At 60.4% G+C, this 18972-nt stretch carries 17 protein-coding genes; 7 read left to right on the top strand and 10 right to left on the bottom strand.

Annotated elements, in window-relative coordinates; genetic code table 11:
* The first annotated feature begins 18 nt into the window (after positions 1–18).
* Entirely contained in the window at positions 19–882 is an 864-nt protein-coding gene (locus tag FBAL_RS06805; protein ID WP_013344847.1) for a nuclear transport factor 2 family protein, read from the top strand.
* A gap of 39 nt (positions 883–921) precedes the next feature.
* Here the strand turns inward: FBAL_RS06805 and FBAL_RS06800 are convergent, their stop codons facing one another.
* The 3 genes from FBAL_RS06800 to FBAL_RS06790 all read right to left on the bottom strand — a co-directional run bounded on the left by FBAL_RS06800 (position 922) and on the right by FBAL_RS06790 (position 3684).
* The gene (locus FBAL_RS06800; RefSeq protein WP_013344846.1) at positions 922–1794 is read right to left on the bottom strand and encodes a DMT family transporter; all 873 of its coding nucleotides are present in this window, start codon (positions 1792–1794) and stop codon (positions 922–924) included.
* Positions 1795–1880: 86 nt separating this feature from the next.
* On the bottom strand, positions 1881–2264 hold the full coding sequence (locus FBAL_RS06795; RefSeq protein WP_013344845.1) for a hypothetical protein: 384 nt from the start codon (positions 2262–2264) through the stop codon (positions 1881–1883).
* A gap of 37 nt (positions 2265–2301) precedes the next feature.
* Complete coding sequence (locus tag FBAL_RS06790; protein ID WP_013344844.1) at positions 2302–3684, bottom strand: magnesium transporter; 1383 nt, start codon at positions 3682–3684, stop codon at positions 2302–2304.
* Positions 3685–3778: 94 nt separating this feature from the next.
* Here FBAL_RS06790 and FBAL_RS06785 point away from each other — a divergent pair, with 94 nt between their 5' ends.
* The 3 genes from FBAL_RS06785 (at position 3779) to FBAL_RS06775 (ending at position 6352) form a co-directional block, all read left to right on the top strand.
* Entirely contained in the window at positions 3779–4267 is a 489-nt protein-coding gene (locus FBAL_RS06785; RefSeq protein WP_013344843.1) for an ATP-dependent zinc protease family protein, read from the top strand.
* 92 nt (positions 4268–4359) lie between these two features.
* Positions 4360–5271, top strand: a complete 912-nt coding sequence (gene rimK, locus FBAL_RS06780; protein ID WP_013344842.1) for a 30S ribosomal protein S6--L-glutamate ligase — start codon at positions 4360–4362, stop codon at positions 5269–5271.
* A 22-nt stretch (positions 5272–5293) separates the two neighbouring features.
* Complete coding sequence (locus FBAL_RS06775; RefSeq protein WP_013344841.1) at positions 5294–6352, top strand: succinylglutamate desuccinylase/aspartoacylase family protein; 1059 nt, start codon at positions 5294–5296, stop codon at positions 6350–6352.
* Positions 6353–6406: 54 nt separating this feature from the next.
* Here the strand turns inward: FBAL_RS06775 and FBAL_RS06770 are convergent, their stop codons facing one another.
* The 4 genes from FBAL_RS06770 to FBAL_RS20225 form a co-directional block, all read right to left on the bottom strand.
* Positions 6407–7342, bottom strand: coding sequence for a porin (locus tag FBAL_RS06770; protein WP_013344840.1), 936 nt, complete (start codon positions 7340–7342; stop codon positions 6407–6409).
* A gap of 152 nt (positions 7343–7494) precedes the next feature.
* Positions 7495–8307 (bottom strand): molybdate ABC transporter substrate-binding protein, encoded by an 813-nt coding sequence (locus FBAL_RS06765; protein ID WP_013344839.1) that lies wholly within the window; start codon positions 8305–8307, stop codon positions 7495–7497.
* A gap of 97 nt (positions 8308–8404) precedes the next feature.
* The gene (locus tag FBAL_RS06760) at positions 8405–9223 is read right to left on the bottom strand and encodes an ABC transporter substrate-binding protein (RefSeq protein WP_013344838.1); all 819 of its coding nucleotides are present in this window, start codon (positions 9221–9223) and stop codon (positions 8405–8407) included.
* Positions 9224–9626: 403 nt separating this feature from the next.
* Positions 9627–9863, bottom strand: a complete 237-nt coding sequence (locus tag FBAL_RS20225; protein WP_013344837.1) for a hypothetical protein — start codon at positions 9861–9863, stop codon at positions 9627–9629.
* 279 nt (positions 9864–10142) lie between these two features.
* On the opposite strand from FBAL_RS20225, the gene mog reads away from it, so the two are divergent.
* Positions 10143–10676 (top strand): molybdopterin adenylyltransferase, encoded by a 534-nt coding sequence (gene mog / locus FBAL_RS06755; RefSeq protein WP_013344836.1) that lies wholly within the window; start codon positions 10143–10145, stop codon positions 10674–10676.
* 62 nt (positions 10677–10738) lie between these two features.
* On the opposite strand, the gene FBAL_RS06750 is transcribed toward mog, so the two are convergent.
* Entirely contained in the window at positions 10739–12139 is a 1401-nt protein-coding gene (locus FBAL_RS06750; protein ID WP_013344835.1) for a hypothetical protein, read from the bottom strand.
* A 302-nt stretch (positions 12140–12441) separates the two neighbouring features.
* The gene (locus tag FBAL_RS06745) at positions 12442–12882 is read right to left on the bottom strand and encodes a hypothetical protein (RefSeq protein WP_013344834.1); all 441 of its coding nucleotides are present in this window, start codon (positions 12880–12882) and stop codon (positions 12442–12444) included.
* A gap of 363 nt (positions 12883–13245) precedes the next feature.
* Here FBAL_RS06745 and uvrB point away from each other — a divergent pair, with 363 nt between their 5' ends.
* Positions 13246–15234, top strand: a complete 1989-nt coding sequence (gene uvrB, locus FBAL_RS06740; RefSeq protein WP_013344833.1) for an excinuclease ABC subunit UvrB — start codon at positions 13246–13248, stop codon at positions 15232–15234.
* Between the two features lie 60 nt (positions 15235–15294).
* Here the strand turns inward: uvrB and FBAL_RS06735 are convergent, their stop codons facing one another.
* On the bottom strand, positions 15295–17208 hold the full coding sequence (locus tag FBAL_RS06735) for a BCCT family transporter (protein ID WP_013344832.1): 1914 nt from the start codon (positions 17206–17208) through the stop codon (positions 15295–15297).
* A 241-nt stretch (positions 17209–17449) separates the two neighbouring features.
* Between FBAL_RS06735 and guaD the strand changes: the two genes are divergently transcribed.
* Entirely contained in the window at positions 17450–18913 is a 1464-nt protein-coding gene (gene guaD / locus FBAL_RS06730; protein ID WP_245544380.1) for a guanine deaminase, read from the top strand.
* Positions 18914–18972 lie beyond the last annotated feature (59 nt).

Raw genomic sequence — 18972 nt, 5'->3', positions numbered from 1 at the left:
CCACCTGAGGAGAACACCATGCGCTGTACAACCCCAACCCTGATCATCCCGGCACTGCTGTTCCTTTCACTGGACCTCATCACCACACAGGCAGAAGAGGCGCCCCCCATGACCCAACAAGAGAAAGCGGTTGCGCTGATTGAGAGCATTGAAAACGGCGACCCGGCCCCGGTGGCCTACATCAATCCGGACAAATACATCCAGCACAATCTGGCGGTGGCAGACGGTCTGGCGGGATTTGGGGCGGTGTTACAGCAACTGCCGCCGGGGTCCGCCCGGGCCGAGGTGCAGCGGGCCTTTACCGATGGCGACTACGTGGTATTGCACACCAAGTACGACTTCTTCGGCCCCAAGGCCGGGTTTGACGTGTTCCGTTTTGAGAATGGGCTGATTGTTGAGCACTGGGACAACCTGCAAGACATTGCCCCGCCGAACGCCAGTGGCCGCACCCAGTTTGATGGCCCCACTGAAGTGGTAGACCTGGATAAGACCGATGCCAACAAAGCACTGGTCAGTGACTTTGTCAGCACCATCCTGATGCAGGGCAAAATGGAGGAGATTGGCCGCTTTATCGGGCCGGATGATGGCGACTACCTGCAGCACAATCCCGGTGTCGCCGACGGCCTCAGTGGCCTGTCTGCGGCCCTTGGTGCGTTGGCAGAACAAGGGATGCCTATGGTGTATACCGCCAATCACAAAGTGCTGGGCCAGGGAAACTTTGTGCTGACCATCAGTGAAGGGCAGTTTATGAATCAGCACGTGGCCTTCTACGACCTGTTCCGGGTGGCCGACGGCAAGATTGTCGAGCACTGGGACACCATCCAAACCATCCCGCCCCGGGAAGAGTGGAAAAACCCCAACGGCAAATTTGGCTTTCAGTGAGCGGATACCCGCCGCGCTGTCCTGAACGGGCGGCGCGGCTCAGAACCAGATCACGATGATGGCCGCAAGCGCGATCAGGAACAGGCCCAGAAACTCATTGACCCGCACCGGTTGCTTCAGCCACAGCGCTGACACCAGCAGGGTAAAGAACACCTCCACCTGCCCCAGGGTTTTGACGTAGGGCACCGCCTGCAACGACATGGCGCTGAACCAGCCGATGGAACCGATGCAGCTGGTCAGGCTTATCAGCCCCACCAACCGGGGCCGTGCCCTCAGCGCCGTAAGGGTCGGTCGTTCACGCCACCACAGGTAAGCCAGCAACAGCGTGGTTTGCAGCGCAATCACCAGCAGCAGCACCCAACCGGCTCGATGCGGGAACGGCAGCCCCACCTGCAGGCTCGCCTCCCTCACCCACAGCGAGGTCAGGGCAAAGGCGCTGCCACAGGCCAGGCCCAATACTACGGTGGAGAGGGATAGCTGGCGCCAATGGCCATGGCTGGACAGCAGCATAACGGCGATCGCACCGATGCCCACCCCCAGCCACCCTAACAGGCTGAGCTGGGTGCCAAAAAACAGGGTGCCGAGGATGGCGGCCACCAGCGCTTCGCTTTTGGCCAGACCGGCGCCCACCGCAAAGTTCTTAAGCTGAAACAGTTTGACCATCAGGCCGGTGGCCAGGATCTGCATCAGCGCCGCCCCCACCACATAGCCAAAAAAGGCGCCATTCCACTGGGGCAGTGCCTGAGGTTGCCACTGATACAAGCCAAAAAGGTAAGCGCCCGCCAACGGGCCAGCCCAGAGAAAGCGCACCAACGTCACCCCCGCCACGCTGGTGTGGGCGGAAAGCTGACTTTGAAACGCGTTGCGCCAGGCCTGCATAAAGGCGGCGAGCAGGGTAAAGGCGATCCACATATCCGGGTCACGGTAACGAAACGGGTTCCCAGCTTAGCGGAGATCGGCCATTAAAATCCCTGATGGTTCAACAACCTTAATAACGGCTAATCAACCACCTTGGCGCAACCACCAATGTCGCTGAATGCGGTGTCCCAGCGACGCACATCATTGGCGCGACGCCAGCGCTTGTGGAAGAACTCCATCAGGCAGGGACCGCTGTCCAGCTCCACCATAAAGGTGTCCCCCTCCTTCACCTCGCCGTAGGGTGGGTAATCGCTGCCACGGCCCCAGGTCAGGCCGCCGTTACGCGCGGCGTAGGCCAGCCAGAACTGCTCCGGGCTGAGCCACTGGCCCGCCTCAGCGTCCCAGGCCTCCAATTCGCTGTCGGCGCCCATCCGAATATGCCCGTCGCGGCTGCCCGCCACGTCAGCAAAAACAAGGGCACTGACTATGGCCAGTGCCCCGATTGCGCAGTGCAGTCTGTTCATACGCCACTCCGTTTCGGGGGAGTAGCAAAAGATAGTCTCAGCCGAGCAGGAATGCGGTCCCCAGGCCGAGGAAGGTGAAGAAGCCCACCACATCGGTCACCGTGGTGAGGATCACCGAGCCGGACAGGGCCGGGTCGATCTCCAGCTTATCCAGCACCATTGGGACCACCACCCCGGCCAGCGCCGCCACCAGGATATTGATGACGATGGCCCCGGCGATCACCCCACCCAGCGCCTGACTGCCAAACCACAACACCGTCACGGCGCCGATCACCGCCGCCCAGACAATGCCGTTCAGCACCGCCACCCCAATCTCCTTACGACACAGCGCCAGGGCGTTACCCGGTGTCACCTGCCCCAAGGCCAGACCCCGGATGATCAGGGTCAGGGTCTGACTGCCGGCAATGCCGCCCATGGACGCCACAATCGGCATCAGTACCGCCAGCGCCACCACCTGGCTCAGGGTCTGCTCAAACAGACCGATGGTCCAGGCCGCCAGCAGCGCCGTCAGCAGGTTGATGCCCAGCCACAAGGCACGGCGCTTGGCACTGCGCCACACCGGCAGGAACAAGTCCGCCTCTTCGTCCAAACCCGCCGAGGCCATCAACTGGCCTTCGTAGTGCTCCCGCACAATCTCCATGCCCAGCCGCACCGTCATCCGCCCCAACAGACGACCACCCTCGTCGGTCACCGGCAACATCGACATGTCGGCGTGCTCAATGCGATCAGCCGCTTCCAGCACCGGAGTATCCGCCGGAATGGGCACCACTTCATCGTCAAGGCAGTGGCGAACCGGGGTGTCCGGCTCCGCCTGCAGCAGCGCGTGCAGCGTAACTTCACCCAACCACACGCCCTTGCGGTTCACCACGTAGGCGCGGTCAGTAAAGGCGGACTGATAACGGCGCAGCATTCGCAAGGCCGCCGCTACCCGGGCGTTGGGGGGCAGCACCACCACATCGTGGTCGACGTATCGGCCAATCTGTTCCTCGTCGTACTCCTGGGATTCGCGGTACCAGGTACGCTGCTGGCTGTCCATCCGCGCCAGCGCCTGGTCCACTAACTCTTCGGAGAGGTTATCAGCCAGCTCAATCAGGCTTTCTGCGTCGAGATCGTCGAGCAGCTGGTCCATCTGCGCCGGTTCCAGCACCGACAGCAGGGTATCCCGCGCCTCGACGCGCATCGCCACCAGCACATCCACCCGCGCTTCGTGCGGAAGATGGGGCCAGAGTGCGCGACGCTCAGAAACCGGCAGGGACTCCAGCAGCAGGCCGAGCTCGGAGGCCTCCAGCTGCTCTACCGCATCCAGGAAGACCTGAACCTGCTCCTCCCCCTCCAGTTGGTTAAGGGGTTCTACCCAGTAACTGGCGAGGGCGCGATGCGCGTCATCGTCCTGGTCGCGATAATAACTCTGAGATCCCAAGGGCGTTTCCTCGAAAAACGGTGAACTAAAATTGCAATCTTCATTCGAACTGCAATAGTGCAGTTAATCACTTGATTGTAAAAGGGGGCGACTGATGACGGCTGAAAAAACCACCATAGGGTGGCGAGAATGGGTACATCTTCCCGATCTGGGACTTCCCAACATCAAAGCCAAGGTGGATACTGGCGCTAAGACCTGTGCGCTGCATGCTTTTCGCGTCGAACCCTTTGAGCGGGAAGGAAAACCCTGGGTTCGTTTTGCCATCCACCCATTCCAGGATGACAACGAAACCGAAGTGGAGTGCGAAGCCCCGGTGGCGGACCGCCGCGAAGTGACCAACTCCGGCGGCTACACTCAGATGCGATACGTGATCGAAACCCGTATCCGGGCCGGCTCCCATGAGTTTACCGCGCAAATCACCCTCACCAACCGCGACACCATGCGCTTTCGCATGCTGCTTGGCCGCAACGCCATGGAGGGACGGTTTGTGGTGGACGTTGATGAAGGCTACCTGCTTGAGCCCCAACCGGTGAGCGACAGCCCCGAATGCGACAGCAACGACACCAACAGTTTTGAAGAGTAACGCACGAGCTCGGACTCGGTTTCCGTCCGTGTGCCGTCGGCTTTTTACGGCCAAGGTTACAAAGCAAGAGATTGTTTAATAAGGCTAATGCAATGAAAATCGCTATCCTTTCCCGCGGTTCCAAGCTCTATTCCACCCGCCGCCTGGTTGAAGCCGGGGAGCTGCGCGGTCACGAGATGCACGTCATTGACACGCTCCAGTGTTATATCGACATCGCCGCCACCAAGCCCGCCATCTGGTACAAGGGCGAGAAGTTGGAAGGCTTCGATGCCGTCATTCCGCGCATCGGCAGCTCCATCACCAACTACGGCACTGCGGTGATCCGCCAGTTCGAGATGATGGGCGTCTACTGCCTGACCGAGTCCATTCCACTGGGCCGCTCCCGCGATAAGCTGCGCTCTTTGCAGCTGCTGTCCCGCAAGGGCATCGGCATGCCCAACACCGGCTTTGCTCACCATGTGGACAACACCAAAGACCTGATCAAGCTGGTGGGCGGTGCCCCGCTGGTGGTGAAACTGCTGCAGGGCACCCAAGGCCGTGGCGTGGTGCTGGCCGAAACCCAAAAGGCGGCCGAGAGTGTGATTGACGCCTTCCGCGAGCTGGAAGCGGACTTCCTGGTGCAGGAGTTCATCAAAGAAGCGGGCGGCAGCGACGTGCGTTGTTTTGTGATTGGTAACCGCGTGGTGGCCGCCATGGAGCGCACCGCGCAAAAAGGCGAATTCCGATCCAATCTGCACCGGGGTGGCAGCGCCTCCCTGACCAAGCTGACACCGACTGAGCGAAAAACCGCCATTGCCGCTGCACAAACTATGGGACTTCGGGTTTCCGGCGTGGATATACTCCGCTCTGAGCGAGGTCCGCTTGTGATGGAGGTCAACTCCTCACCGGGCCTTGAAGGGATCGAGACCTCAACCGGCAAAGACGTTGCCGGTAAGATCATCGAATACATCGAGGCGAACGCCAAACCCGAAAGCAGCACCAAACGGGGCAGCAATAAGGGTTAATGGCTCAAGGTAGTACCAAACGATGAAAAACCGGCCCATTGAATTTGGCGGGGAAACCATCCTGCCGGGTCAACAGCGCACCGTCGAGATCCCGTTAGCGGGATTGGTGACGCAACATCAACTGCAACTGTCTGTTCGCGTGCTGAACGGACACAGCCCAGGCCCCTGCCTGTTTGTCAGCGCCGCCATCCACGGCGACGAGATCAACGGCGTGGAGGTGATCCGTCGCCTGCAGAAGCTAAAGGCACTGAAGCGACTGAAAGGCACCCTGGTGCTGGCGCCCATTGTGAACCTGCATGGCTTCCTGTCTCAGTCACGCTACCTGCCGGATGGCCGCGATTTGAACCGCAGCTTCCCCGGCAGCGAGCGCGGTACGCTGGCAGGCCGGGTGGCACACACCTTCCTCAACGAGGTGGTGAACAAGTGCACCCACGGCATCGACCTGCACACCGGTGCCCGTCACCGTGACAACCTGCCGCAGATCCGGGCTGACCTGAGCCACCCGGAAACCGAAGGGATGGCCCACGCCTTTGGCGTGCCAGTGGTGATGCACTCTGAGATCCGCGACGGCTCCCTGCGGGCGGTAGCGGGGGCCAACGGCACCCCTATCCTGCTGTATGAAGCTGGCGAAGCCCTGCGCTTTGACGAGATCTGCATTCGTGCCGGGGTCAAGGGCGTACTAAACGTGATGCGCCATCTCGGCATGCTGCCGCCGTCGCGCAGTAAGGAAGCAAAACCCAAGACGACGATGGTATCCCATACCAGCTCCTGGGTGCGGGCGCCGGTTTCCGGCATCTTCCGCGCCATGCTGCCAATGGGTGCCAAGGCCGAGAAAGGGGCGGTGCTGGGGATGATCGCTGACCCGCTGGGTGACTCTGAAGAGCCGGTGATCGCCCCCCGCGACAGCATCGTGATTGGCCGCACCAACCTGCCGCTGGTGCACGAAGGTGAAGCGCTGTTCCACCTGGCCTACTACAAACGGGCGGTGGACGATGTGGCCGACCAGCTCGAGGATTTCCACGAAACCCACGAGCCCGAGGCCGGGACTTCCGACGTGGTGGGCGAAGCGCCCATCCTGTAACGGACAAAAAAACGGAGCCAACTGGCTCCGTTTTTTCTAATCCGCGCGCAGGGCTCAGAAGTCGTACTGCAGGCCCAGGCCCAGGTAGCTGTCGTCTTCGTCTTTGCTGTCCCACTCCAGAGTGGTGTAGTAGGCGTTCACCTTCATCTGCTTGGACAGGCGGTACTCGCCACCCACGCTGTAGGAGGTGTTGGCACGGGCCGGTACGTCACCATCGGCGTACTGGGCTTTGATCTTACCGTTACCGATTTTGTAGCCCGCAGACACCATAAAGGCGTCGCCGGAGGCGCCGTTCAGCTCACCGGCCACCACCTCTTCGTCGGAGTAGATGGCGCCCAGCTCAATGCCCGCCAGCTTGGCGCCGGCGGTCACGCGCAGTACGTCGCGCTGGGCCACCTCGCTGTCGTAGGCCACGGCCGCGTAGAACGGCTGCTTACGGTAGCTGGCGTCACCGGCCATCAACGCCGCAGAAATGCCATGCTCGCCCTTGTTGCCATCGTCGGCCAGGTAGGTGAGTTCAGCGGTGAGCAGGTCGGCCAGGCGCGGAGTGGCGTAGGACACCTGCTGGGAAGCGCGCACCTCACCGCTCATGATCTTGTTGAAGTCACCTTCAAAGTCGTTGAACTGGTCAACTTTGCCCTGAGAGCGCTTCAGCGCAGTGTCGCGGCGACCGATGGTGGTGGTACCAAAATCACCACGCAGACCGATGAACTGGTTGCGATGGGTAAAGGTCTCTTCGCCTTCGGTCACATTCAGGCCCCACTCGGCCTGGTAGAACGCTTCGAGGCTTTCGTTGATCTGGTGGCTGCCCTTGATGCCCACACGGGAGGAGTAGCTGCCGACACGGGTTTCGCTTTCACCCTGAATGTCATTGGCCTGCAGCACCAGATTAAGACGACCGTACATCTGCAGCGGGTCAGCGGCGGTGGCAGTAGCGGGCAGGGTCAGGGCAGCCAAGGCGGCGGCGATCAGGGTCGGTTTCATCGACATGGAAATTAGAGTCCTTACAGTGTCCATCGGGACGTTTCTTGGAGGGTGTGGTGGCGCATGGCGCCAAAATTAGGCCGCACGTCGCCGACGCCATGGGGCGCGACCAGCGCTCAGGCGTGATTCCGTTCGACGACGTGAGGGGGGTTAACGTGTTAGCGCAGGCTCGGCGCGACAAAGCCGTAGCGGCTGAGGATGCTCTGGCCCTGTTCAGACAGGATAAACATGGCCAGGTCCCAGGCCTGAGGCTGGGCGTCCTGCTTCACCAGCATGCCGTAGCTGGCGCCCACGGACAGGGCCTGCGGCACCTGGATGATCTGCAGCTGGGGCACCTGCTGCTGGGCCAGTACCGCGTTGGTGCAGTAAGTGATAAACAGGTCGGCCCGTTTCTCACTCATCACCCAGCCGTACTGGTTTTTGCCTTTCGGGGCCGGTTCACTGTCCGGGCCACCGGTCAGGGTCAGCGCCTTGTCAGACAGGGTCTGGTAGGCACCAGCCTGCTGCTGGTCAGCCTTGCGGAACAGCTCCCAGGCGTAGTCGCCGCTGGGATCCGCTTTCGGCGTGGAGGTGCCGACCCGAACCTGTGGCTGCAGCATCACCGGCAGCAGGGTGTCGGTGCTGACCGCCAGCTCCGGTTGGGCAATGGCGCACAGTTGGTTACGGGCAAACAGCACCACAGAGCGGCCCCAACCGGCAGCGGCCAGGGTATCCGGGTGCGCCAGGTTGGCGGAGGCAAACAGGTCAGCCTGGTTGTGCTGCTCAATCTCTTTACGCAGCAGGCCACTGGGGCCGAACTGAGTGGCCACCGCCTGGCCGGACTGCTGCTGGTACACCTTAGCCAGTTCACCCAGGGCGGCCTTAAGGCTGCCTGCGGCGTAGAGGTTTACCGGGGCCTCGGCCAGGGCCGGGGCAGACAGAGCGGAGCCGGTGATCAGCATCGGCAGAATCAGGCGTTTTACCAGTTTCATCAAAGTGTCCTTTTCGATTGGTGCTGCGACCGGGTTCGGCGCAGTAAAATGGCCAGCCGGGGCTGACCATTCGCAAGGGGTAAGCGGGCAGTGAGAATTACTGCTGGTAGGTGGCCTTGAACAGCGGCATACCGTTGATGCGGAAGCTGTTGATCATGGTCTGGCCTTCGTCGCTCACCAGCCAGTCACTGAACGCCTGGGCACCTTCGTGGTTCAGGTCCGGGTACTTCTGCTCGCTGATCAGGATCACCTGGTAGGGGTTCAGCAGGGTCTTGTCGCCTTCGTACACCACGTCGAGGTTCAGCTTGTCCATAAAGGCCAGATAGGTGCCGCGGTCAGCCAGAACGTAGGCGCCCATTTCGCTGGCGGTCAGCATCGCCGGGCCCATGCCCTGACCGATGGCGGCGTAGCCGGTGAAGTCCGGGGTCACTTCCGCTTTTTCCCAGATGGCCAGCTCTTTCATATGGGTGCCGGATTCGTCACCACGGGACACAAACGGGGTCTTGGTTTCGGCGATCTTGGCGAACGCTTCCACCACGTTGGCGGCATCACGGATGCCAGCCGGGTCGTCTTTCGGGCCCAGTACCACAAAGTCGTTGGCCATCAGCTGGCGCGGCTCGCGGCCAAAACCATCGGAAACAAACTTGGCTTCGGCGGCCGGGGCGTGAGTCATCACCACGTCAACGTCGCCGTTGCGGCCGTGGCGCAGGGCTTTACCGGTGCCGGTGGCGATCACCTGCACTTCGTAACCGGTCTCTTTTTCAAACGTCGGCAGCAGGTAGGCCAGCAAGCCGGAGTTGTCGGTGCTGGTGGTGGTGGCCAGCTTAACAACGTGGTTGCCTTCGTGCGCCAGTGCGGCGGTGGGAAGCGCGCACGCCAACAGCAGTGTCGCAGCCAGATGTTTGAACTTGATCATTGTTGCTCCCTGTAAATGCAAAGGCCTCGTTCGGGCGTTCAGTGAGTGGTAAACCACCCGAACAAGGCAAAAAGTGTGCCGTAGGGACGTCGTTGGGGCGACAAACCCTCAAATCAGCTGCAGGCATTCTGGTGAGTGGGCTGGCGGCCAACAAGGGGCAACAATGAAAATCCCGTCTGACATCACTGTGAAATTACCGGAAATGACAACAGGGAGTAATTATCACAACCCAAAAGGACACTTTGTCGCAGAGGTGACAGGAATACGCACCGTTCAGGGACAAAACGCCACACCGCAAACCGCTGAAATATCGCACGAAACCCACCCGGTTATGGGCCAGCTGGCGTATCGCCGTACTCCGCATCAAAAAAGGGAGGCGCTACGGCCTCCCGAAAAGCGGCTGTCAGGGCGCCTCATCCACCCTGTCATAGAGTGATTCCAGCCGTGCGGTGCCTTCCGGATCGCCATGCCAGGCCAGATCCTTCACCTCGGAGTCGGTGGTGGGACGGTGGCTTTCATACACCTGGAAGTTCGCGCCCTGCCAGACGCTGTTCATATGGTCGGCGAGATGTTCCGCGATGGCCCTGTCGGTATAGAGGCCGTCGTAAGTTCTTGAAGCTCGGTCAGAGAGGTAATACATAACCGCATCCCCATACTGCCTACATCAGGGAGCGGCGCATTGATGCGCCTCGATAGGTGTAGCACGGTTTGCGCAGCCTCGCGTTTAAACCTGCTCCACAGCACCGGTCAGACTGGGGCATCGGCGGATGTGACCGTTCAAATTGCAACGCCGGTCGGGCGCTTCTCAGGCTCAAATTGGCGCCGTCGATGACGGCCGGCATAAAGACAAGCATCCGCGCCCGCCTTCCTTTATGATTCACAGCGCAAACGCTTCCACCAATCTGTAAGGACGGAATTCATGACCATCGCCAAAATCGGCATCGTGACAGTCAGTGACCGCGCCAGCGCCGGCGTATACGAAGACCTCTCCGGCAAAGCCATTATCGACACCCTGAACGAGTACCTCACCTCTGAGTGGGAGCCGGTTTACGAGGTGATCCCGGACGAGCAGGACGTGATTGAAGCGACCCTGATTAAGATGGCCGATGAGCAGGGCTGTTGCCTGGTGGTGACCACCGGCGGCACCGGTCCGGCCAAGCGTGACGTGACCCCGGAAGCCACCGAAGCGGTATGTGACCGCATGATGCCGGGCTTTGGCGAGCTGATGCGGACCGAATCCCTGAAGTTTGTGCCTACCGCCATCCTGTCCCGCCAGACCGCAGGCCTGCGCAGCGATACCCTGATCGTCAACCTGCCGGGCAAGCCGAAATCGATCCGCGAGTGTCTGGACGCAGTGTTCCCCGCCATCCCCTACTGCATCGACCTGATGGAAGGCCCGTTCCTGGAGTGCGACGAAGCGGTGATCAAGCCGTTCCGCCCCAAGGCCAAGTAAGCTCGCGTTATCACGCAAAAGGGCAGCCCGATGGCTGCCCTTTTTGTTGTCCGCTCCGGCCGTCAGAACAGCCGTTTTTTCAGGTCGGAGTAGGAGTTAAGGCCACCCCGGAAGTCGCTGCCGGTCTTGGCCAGGGTAAAGGAGTAGCGCTCATCCCCCCGGAAGATCAGCTTGTAATGCTTGCCATCTTCATACACTGCAAAGCCCAACCCCTCCAGGCTCTGTCGGGTGGCGGAGGACATCGATTTGTAGGCCCGCAGCTGCGCTTTGAGGGTAGTCAGGATCGACTCCCGCTCGCCGTTACTGCAATTCTGCTCAATCAGGTCGGAGAGGATGTCGCTGCGTCGGCTGTGGGGCTCCGCGGAATCCCGTGCCGCTACCAGAGCCTCCATCACCAGTGCCAGCCGCTCGGCCTGGTACAGATCGGGCTCCCCAGAGATCAACGCAATCGCGCCGTCCTGAATCGGGTTGTCAGAGCGGTTAAAGCTGCCGTATTTCAGTCGGGCGATCTCAGACTCCAGACGGTGGATCTCCTCATCCTTGGCGGCAATCTCGTTATCAAACAGCTCGATATAATCCGCCACCTGATCGGAACCGGAGGCTTTGAGTGCTTCCAGCTTCGCCTTAGCCACTTTCTCCTGGATGTAACCCCAGCGGCACTGCGATTTGAGACGCTGGTACAACAAGGAGTTGCGCAGTTTGGCCGTGATGGCGCCCTGCATCACCTTGGGGTCGGCATACTGGTTCACCGGCATAAACGACCACTTGCCCATGCCATCGGGCCAGTAGATGGCCACCGCACCGCCGTAGGCGTTTTCGTTGTACACCTGGGGCATCAATCGGAAAGAAAAATCCCGGCTGGGCTCAACGATGACGTGGGCCATACCGGCCAGCCACCCGGCCAGCTGGCTGGCATGGACGTGAGCGCTGTTGTCGTTATTGGCACTGACGTAGACGATGGGCAACTGGCACTGTGCGGTGCCGTTGATCAGGCTGGCCGCCAGGGCCACCTCGTCCTCATCCAGGTAATAGGGGCGGTCGGATACCGTCAGCGCGCCATCTTTGCCACCGCCGATGTCGCGCAGCAGTACCTTGACGATGTAGGGGGCCTTTCCCTGCCCAAGCTTCTCCAGCGGCTGTTCGGCATCGGCACTCAACTGGATGGAGACCGACATCTTGTCGTCCTGCTTTACTGCGGCCACCTCGGTGACCCAGCGCACCCCACTGGAATCCGACACCTCAAACCGAAACGACGCCAGTTGCTCATCTGCCTCATAGTGACGGAACGTCATGGACTCATCGTCGAGGCTGAACCGGGTGCCATCAACAATCTCTGGATCCCCGGCTAACACGCCGGATAACGCGTAATGGGGGCTGTTCGCTATCCAGACCCGGCCAGCATCAAGGACGCGGTGGATATGGTGTTCGGGGTTGAGCGGAAACTGGGTTCTGTAGGTAATCATGCAAGACCTTGCCGAGCCCGCAACGGCGCCGTTTACGCAGAGATTTCTGTGTTCGGTCTGCCACGTGCCCCAACAAACTATCGGAGTGGTTGGCGGCTAAGGTAGCAAGCAAGCCCTGCCTGATCAATGCGTTAAATTCAGTCCCGCCAACACCATTTGACTCGACCTCAAAAGGCAGTCATTGAGGCAAATTCTGTTGGCAGGCAGCGCCGTTTGGCTGGCGGGATAAGCCGCTCCGGCTCAATGGCGGCTCTGCAGTTGTCCGGGGGGGGGGAAATACCCGGCACCAAAAGGCGCCCAAATTACGGAATCTCCTTTCGAGACGCATCAAGTGGATGTTCCAACCCCAACTCACGAAAAGCGTCGAGACCCGCCACAAAGCTGACGCGAACTCCACCCCCGAATGGCTTATCGCTGCTGGCCTTGATGACATCCACGCTATCCAGATGAATAATCAGGTGGCTTTCATCACGCCATTCCATCACCAGGCCGCTCTGTGCCAGCGGCCCGGAAAAGCGCACGATCTCCTGTGACCTTCGCGCCAGTTGATGGTCCACCAGCGTCACCTTCCCACGCACGTCCAGACCGATACCGTATTCCTTTTCCAGCACCTGCGCCGTATAGCGCCCCTGGGGAGAGGACTGGGCATGCACCACTTCACCATCGGACAGTAAACCGCTGCAACTTGAAACCAAAGCAAACAGCAAAAACAGTCCAACCAGGACCCGAACCATCGACTCCATCACACCACCTCCTTGTGGTTGTTCGAATCTGAGCTTGTCGGAAATTACCAGCCAACCACCTGTTTATCAAAACACGATGGTGTGAGCCGGCCGCTCTTTCCCGTTCGGCGATGCCGCTCTGGTTTTCCCACGCAGGTTTGCCACGCGCTGTGGACTGAAGCTCAGGCTACGCGATATGGCTTACGGCGCAGCGCACGGGAGAAGGGGGATAAATTACCGCTCAAAGGGCGGGTTCAACGGGCGCCCCTGGGGATGAACTAAGATGAAGCATCGGTCGAGGTTCCACGCCGACGGAGCGCGTGCGGCAAGCTGCAGGCTTTTATCTGACCGGGAGACTCCCCGGAATCCACAGCGAGATTCGATATGGCGAAAGGTGCATTTACGCTTCACAGCCGTTTCCCGCCATCCGGCGACCAACCTCAGGCGATCGCCCGCCTGGTACAGGGGTTTGAGGCCGGCCATAGCCATCAGATACTGAAAGGGGTCACCGGTTCAGGTAAGACCTACACCATGGCCAGCCTGATTGCCCGGCTTAAGCGGCCAACGCTGATTCTCGCCCACAACAAAACCCTCGCGGCTCAACTGTATGAGGAGATGCTGGGCTTCTTCCCCGACAATGCGGTGCACTTTTTCGTCTCCTATTACGACTACTATCAGCCGGAGGTTTACCTGCCTGCCAGCGACACGTTTATTCGCAAGGATGCTTCCGTCAACGCCCGACTGGAAAGGCTGCGCCTGGCCACCACCAAAGCGTTGATTGAGCGCCCGGACGTGGTGGTCATTGCTTCGGTTTCTTCCATTTATGGCCTGGGCGATCCCAACCAGTATCGGGCGATGCAGATCCATCTCGAGCCACAGCAGAAACTTGAGCCAGAATCGCTGTTCAGCCAATTGGCGCGGCTGCAGTATCAGCGCAGTGATAAGAAGATCAGCCCTGCCACCTATCGGGCGGACGCCCGGGGTATCGATATCTTTCCCGCCGACTCTGACCACGACGCCATCCGCTTACAGATAGAGAACGACACACTGGTGTCACTTCAGCGCCTGGAGCCCGCTTCCGATACATTACTCGGCCCGTTAAGCGAATACCGGGTATCACCCAAAACCCTGTATGCCGTCCCCCAGGATCGGATCCAACAGGCGCTGCCCGCCATTGAGTCGGAGTTGATAGACCGCCTCAACGCGCTTCGCGCGCAGCATCAGTTTACCGAGGCGGGTCGGTTGGAAGAGCGTGTCCGGCTGGATCTGGAGGACATGGCGCAACAGGGATACTGCTCCGGAATGGAAAACTACACCCGCTATCTCAATGAGCGGGACCCCAACCGCCCGCCCACCACCCTGCTGGACTATCTGCCGAAAAACGGCGTACTGATGATCGATGAGTCCCATGTGATGGTGCCGCAAATTGGTGCCATGCAACGGGGCGACGCCGCGCGCAAACAAACGCTGATCGACTATGGCTTCCGGTTGCCCTCTTCACTGGACAACCGCCCCCTGACCTTTGCCGAGTTCGAATCGATCAAACCGCAAACACTGTTTGTTTCCGCTACACCGGGTGAGTATGAGTTACGGCGCTCCGTCACAGAGCCGGTTGAACAGATCATCCGCCCCACCGGCTTGCTGGACCCTGTGGTTGAGGTGCGCCCCAAGGGTGATCAAATGACGGACGTGCAAAACGAAATCAGGCGACGCATCGCTCATGATCGTCGCACCCTGATCACCACCCTGACCAAAGCCAGTGCGGAAGCGCTGACCGAGCAGTTGAAGCAGGCTGGCATCAAAGCCCACTATCTCCACTCAGACATCGTGACGGCGGACCGGGTTGCCATCCTGAAGGATCTGCGGCGGGGCGTTTACGATGTGCTGATCGGCATCAACCTGCTTCGGGAGGGGCTGGATCTGCCCGAGGTTTCCTTGGTGGCGATCTTTGATGCGGATAAAGCCGGTTTCCTGCGCAGCGAAGCGGCGCTGCTGCAAACCATCGGCCGCGCCGCACGTAATGCCGACGGAATGGCGATTCTCTATGGTGACAAGACGACCGATGCGATGCAGCAGGCGATCGATCAGACCCGGGAGCGTCGCACCCGCCAACAGCGTTACAATCAGACCAACGGCATTACGCCGCAAACCCCGAGCCGAAAAATCCTTGATGATGACGAGATGCTGGCCCCCAATCCACACGAGCAGCCACTGATGGCTCCGGCACAGTGTCAGAACCTGCATCAGCTCTGCGACCAAATCAGGCAAGTGGAAACCCGGATGCTGGAGGCGATAGCCCAGGGCGATGAAAGGGAAGCCGCACTCCGGCGCGCGCAGCTCATTGAGCATTATCGCACCATGATCCACCTTTGAGCTGGTGAATCCACCAAAAAAAGGCGACCCGAAGGTCGCCTTTTTTGCGGTTCAATACACTTACTGCGCCGGCGCTGGTGGGGCTTCCGCCAGGGCGATCTCCTCCGCTTCACGCTTAGCGGAGACGATGGCGTTAAATTCGCCCCGGGCCGCCTGCGCGGCTTCGGTCGCTTCCAGCTTGTTGGCGGTGGCCAGGGCCAGGCTGGATTGCAGGCGCGCCAGTTCCGCTTTCAGGGTGCGCTTACAGCGGGGGTCACGCTCGCTGGCCATGCGCATCTCGGCCTTCAGGGTCAGGATGGCATCACGAGCTTCACGCTCCTGCTGAGCCGCTTCAATGGCACTTTGCTTCAGCCCCTCAAAACGGGTCATCGCTTTGCCTTCTTCGGACCACGGATCCACCTCCGGCAGGTCACCAATGGTGATCACCGGATCTTCGTAATCCTCCTGGTGCTTGAGGTCCAGTTGAGCAGCACGCAGCCCGGACAGGCCCAGCATAAAGGCAATGATCAGCAGCGGTGCGCCCGCCACAATGGCGGCGGTTTGCAGCGTGGCCAGTCCCCCCAGCACCATCAGCACGGTCGGCATAAAGGAGAGCGCAAACGCCCAGAACAAACGGTTCCAACGCATCGGTTCGTCGGTCACGTTGTTCTGCACCACGGACGCCAGGATGTAGGAGATGGAGTCGAAGGTGGTGGCGGTAAACACCAACGCCAGCAAGGTGAACAGTGCCACCACCAGAGTAGGCATCGGCAGGGTGTTCAGGATGGCGAAGATGGCAGCGGTTGCTCCATCGGCATTGAGTTTGGCCACCACATCCAGCTCCCCGCTCAGCTGCAGCGACAGGCCGTAGTTGCCGAGGATCATAAAGAACAGGAAGCAGCCCATGGAGCCGAAGAACATCGCCCCGGCCACCATCTGCTTGATGGTACGGCCACGGGAGATGCGCGCCACAAACAGGCCCATGCTGGGGGCAAACACCAGCCACCAGGCCCAGTAGAACACGGTCCAGTCCTGCGGGAAGTGGGTGTCACGGAACGAGCCGGTACCGCCAAACGGTTCCGCCCAGGTGGCCATCACGAAGAAGTTAGACAGCATGCGGCCAAACGCGTCCAGGCCGGTTTCCAGCATAAACACGGTGGGGCCAGCCACAAACACAAAAGCCAGCAGGCCGATGGCACCCCAGAAGTTGAAGTTGGAGAGCATCTTGATGCCCTTCTCCAGTCCGGCGTAAGCGCTGTAACCGAAGATCAGGGTACACACCAGCAGCACACCAATCTGAGTCATGATGTTCTGCGGCAGGCCCACCAGCTGGTTCAGACCTTCGCTGATCAGCGGCGAAGCCAGACCCAGGGTAGTGGCACCACCGCCCAACAAACCGAAGATAAACAGTACGTCCACCAGCTTGCCCAGCCAGCCCTGGCTGCGCTTTTCACCGATCACCGGCATCAAAGCGGCAGAGACTTTCAGCACCGGCTGTTTACGCACGTAGAAGAAGTAAGCGATGGGCAGCGCCGGCACCAGGTAGATGGCCCAGGCGATAAAGCCCCAATGGAAGATGCCGTAAGTGGCGGCCCAGCGGATCGCCTCCTCACTGCCCGGCTCCAGCTGGAACGGCGGGCTCTGGTAGTAGTAGGCCCACTCGATGCACCCCCAGTAGAGGATGGACGCCCCGATACCGCCACAGAACAGCATCGCCGCCCAGGATGCGGTGCCGAACTCCGGCTCCTCGTCGGCTTCACCCAGTTTGATCTGCCCCATCTCGCTGAAGATGATGTAGATCATAAAGAACAGCGAACCCAACCCCATAATCAGGTAGATGGCACCCAGGTTGGTGGTCATCAACTCCTTGGCCCGGGCCACCAGTTCGGCCCCGGCATCCGGCCAAATGGCCAGCGGGATTACTACCATCAGCAGCAAGCCCAACGCGCCAAAAAACGTCGGTTTATCGATTAGCGCAAAAGATTCCCTGTTCATATTTTTCGTTCCAAATTCGATCGCCTGGCCCCTGCGGCCCGATCGTTAACGGCTTGATACTTCAAAGGCATTATCGCCCTGTGACCCAAGGCCACAAACCAAGAAAAATTTGCAGTAGGTCAGAAAATTTCTGCGTTTCAACTGCTTGTATAACGATCAGGACGGGGATGACAGGAGAGACAAAGCGTGCTGGGTCACGATGTTGATTCACGGTGATGCCACCCGGCTCACAAATCCGGTTTTGCACAGACCGACAGAGAAGCAGCGCTGGTATCCTCGCGCCCGACCCTACCGCGCCACTGGCGCGCGATTGCTGCAGGACACCAACAACAAGATGCAACAGATCGACTCCCTCACTCTCGCCGTTCGCGGCGCCCTGTTTCACTGCCCGGTTAAGGGCGACTTTGAACACCACGAAGATGCCCTCGTGCTGGTGGGTGCCGATGGCCAAATTGAATCGGTACTGACTCAGGCTGACCCGGAGTTTGCCGCCCTGAGCGACACCCTGGCGGCCGCGGGCAAACTGACTCAGCTGGCTCCCGGCCAATACCTGATGCCGGGTATGGTTGACCTCCATGTCCACGCCCCGCAGTGGCCCCAGGCCGGCAAAGGGCTGGATCTGCCGCTGTACGACTGGCTGCAGGATTACACCTTCCCGCTGGAAGCCCGCTTCGAAGACGAAAGCTTCGCCCGCAGCGTCTACCCGCACCTGGTCAACGCGTTGCTGGCCAACGGCACCACCAGTGCCGTCTACTTCGCCACCGTCCACAACCCGGCGTCCGTGGCGCTGGCGGAGATCTGCCTTGAGCAGGGCCAGCGCGGTTATGTCGGCAAGGTGAACATGGACGACCCGAGCCAGTGTCCGCCCTACTACATCGAGACCACCGAACAGGGCCTGGCCGACACCGAAGCCTTTATTCAGCAGGTGCGCGCCCTGCCGGGCAACGAGCAGGGGCTGGTCAACCCGGTGATCACCCCGCGTTTTGTGCCCAGCTGCACCGCCGACATGCTAAAAGGGCTGGGTAAACTGGCCCAGCGTTATCACTGCCACGTTCAGACCCACTGCAGTGAAAGCGACTGGGCCCGGGACTACAGTCAGGAGCACTATGGCCAGACCGACGTCGCCATCTACCGCGATATGGGCCTGCTCACCTCCCGCACCATCCTGGCCCACTCCATCTTCCTGACCGATGAGGATATGGCCGCCATCCGTGACGCCAACGCGGCGATTGCCCACTGCCCGCTGTCCAACATGTACTTCGCCAATGCGGCGATGAAGACCCGCGAAGTGCTGGACCGCGACCTGCAGGTTGGCCTGGGCACCGACCTGGCCGGCGCGCCGATTCCGTCCGTTTTTCACACCTGCCTGGACGCGGTAAACCACTCCCGGGTACGGGAAGATGGCACCGACACTCACCGCCCCGCCGGTGAGCGTGGCGAAGCGGGCAGCCGGGTCAGCTTCCTCGAAGCCTACTGGATGGCCACCGTTGGCGGCGGTCTGGCGATTGATGCCAGGGTCGGCCTGTTCGCACCGGGGTACGCCTTTGATGCGCTGGTGGTGGACGCCAACGCCCCGGACAGCGATCTGTACCTGCCGGAAGGCATGGACAGCCCGAGAGATTTGCTGGAGAAGCTGATCTGCCTCACCCGTCGCGCCAATATCCGCACCGTCTGGGTGCAGGGCCGACAGGTGATCAACAAATAATGGAAAAGCCGGCAGTTGCCGGCTTTTTTAATGCAATTTGAGTGGTGTTCAGCGGCGGG

The sequence above is a fragment of the Ferrimonas balearica DSM 9799 genome, from assembly GCF_000148645.1.
GTDB classification, from domain to species: Bacteria; Pseudomonadota; Gammaproteobacteria; order Enterobacterales; family Shewanellaceae; genus Ferrimonas; species Ferrimonas balearica.
This window is presented reverse-complemented; position numbering and strand designations above follow the sequence as displayed.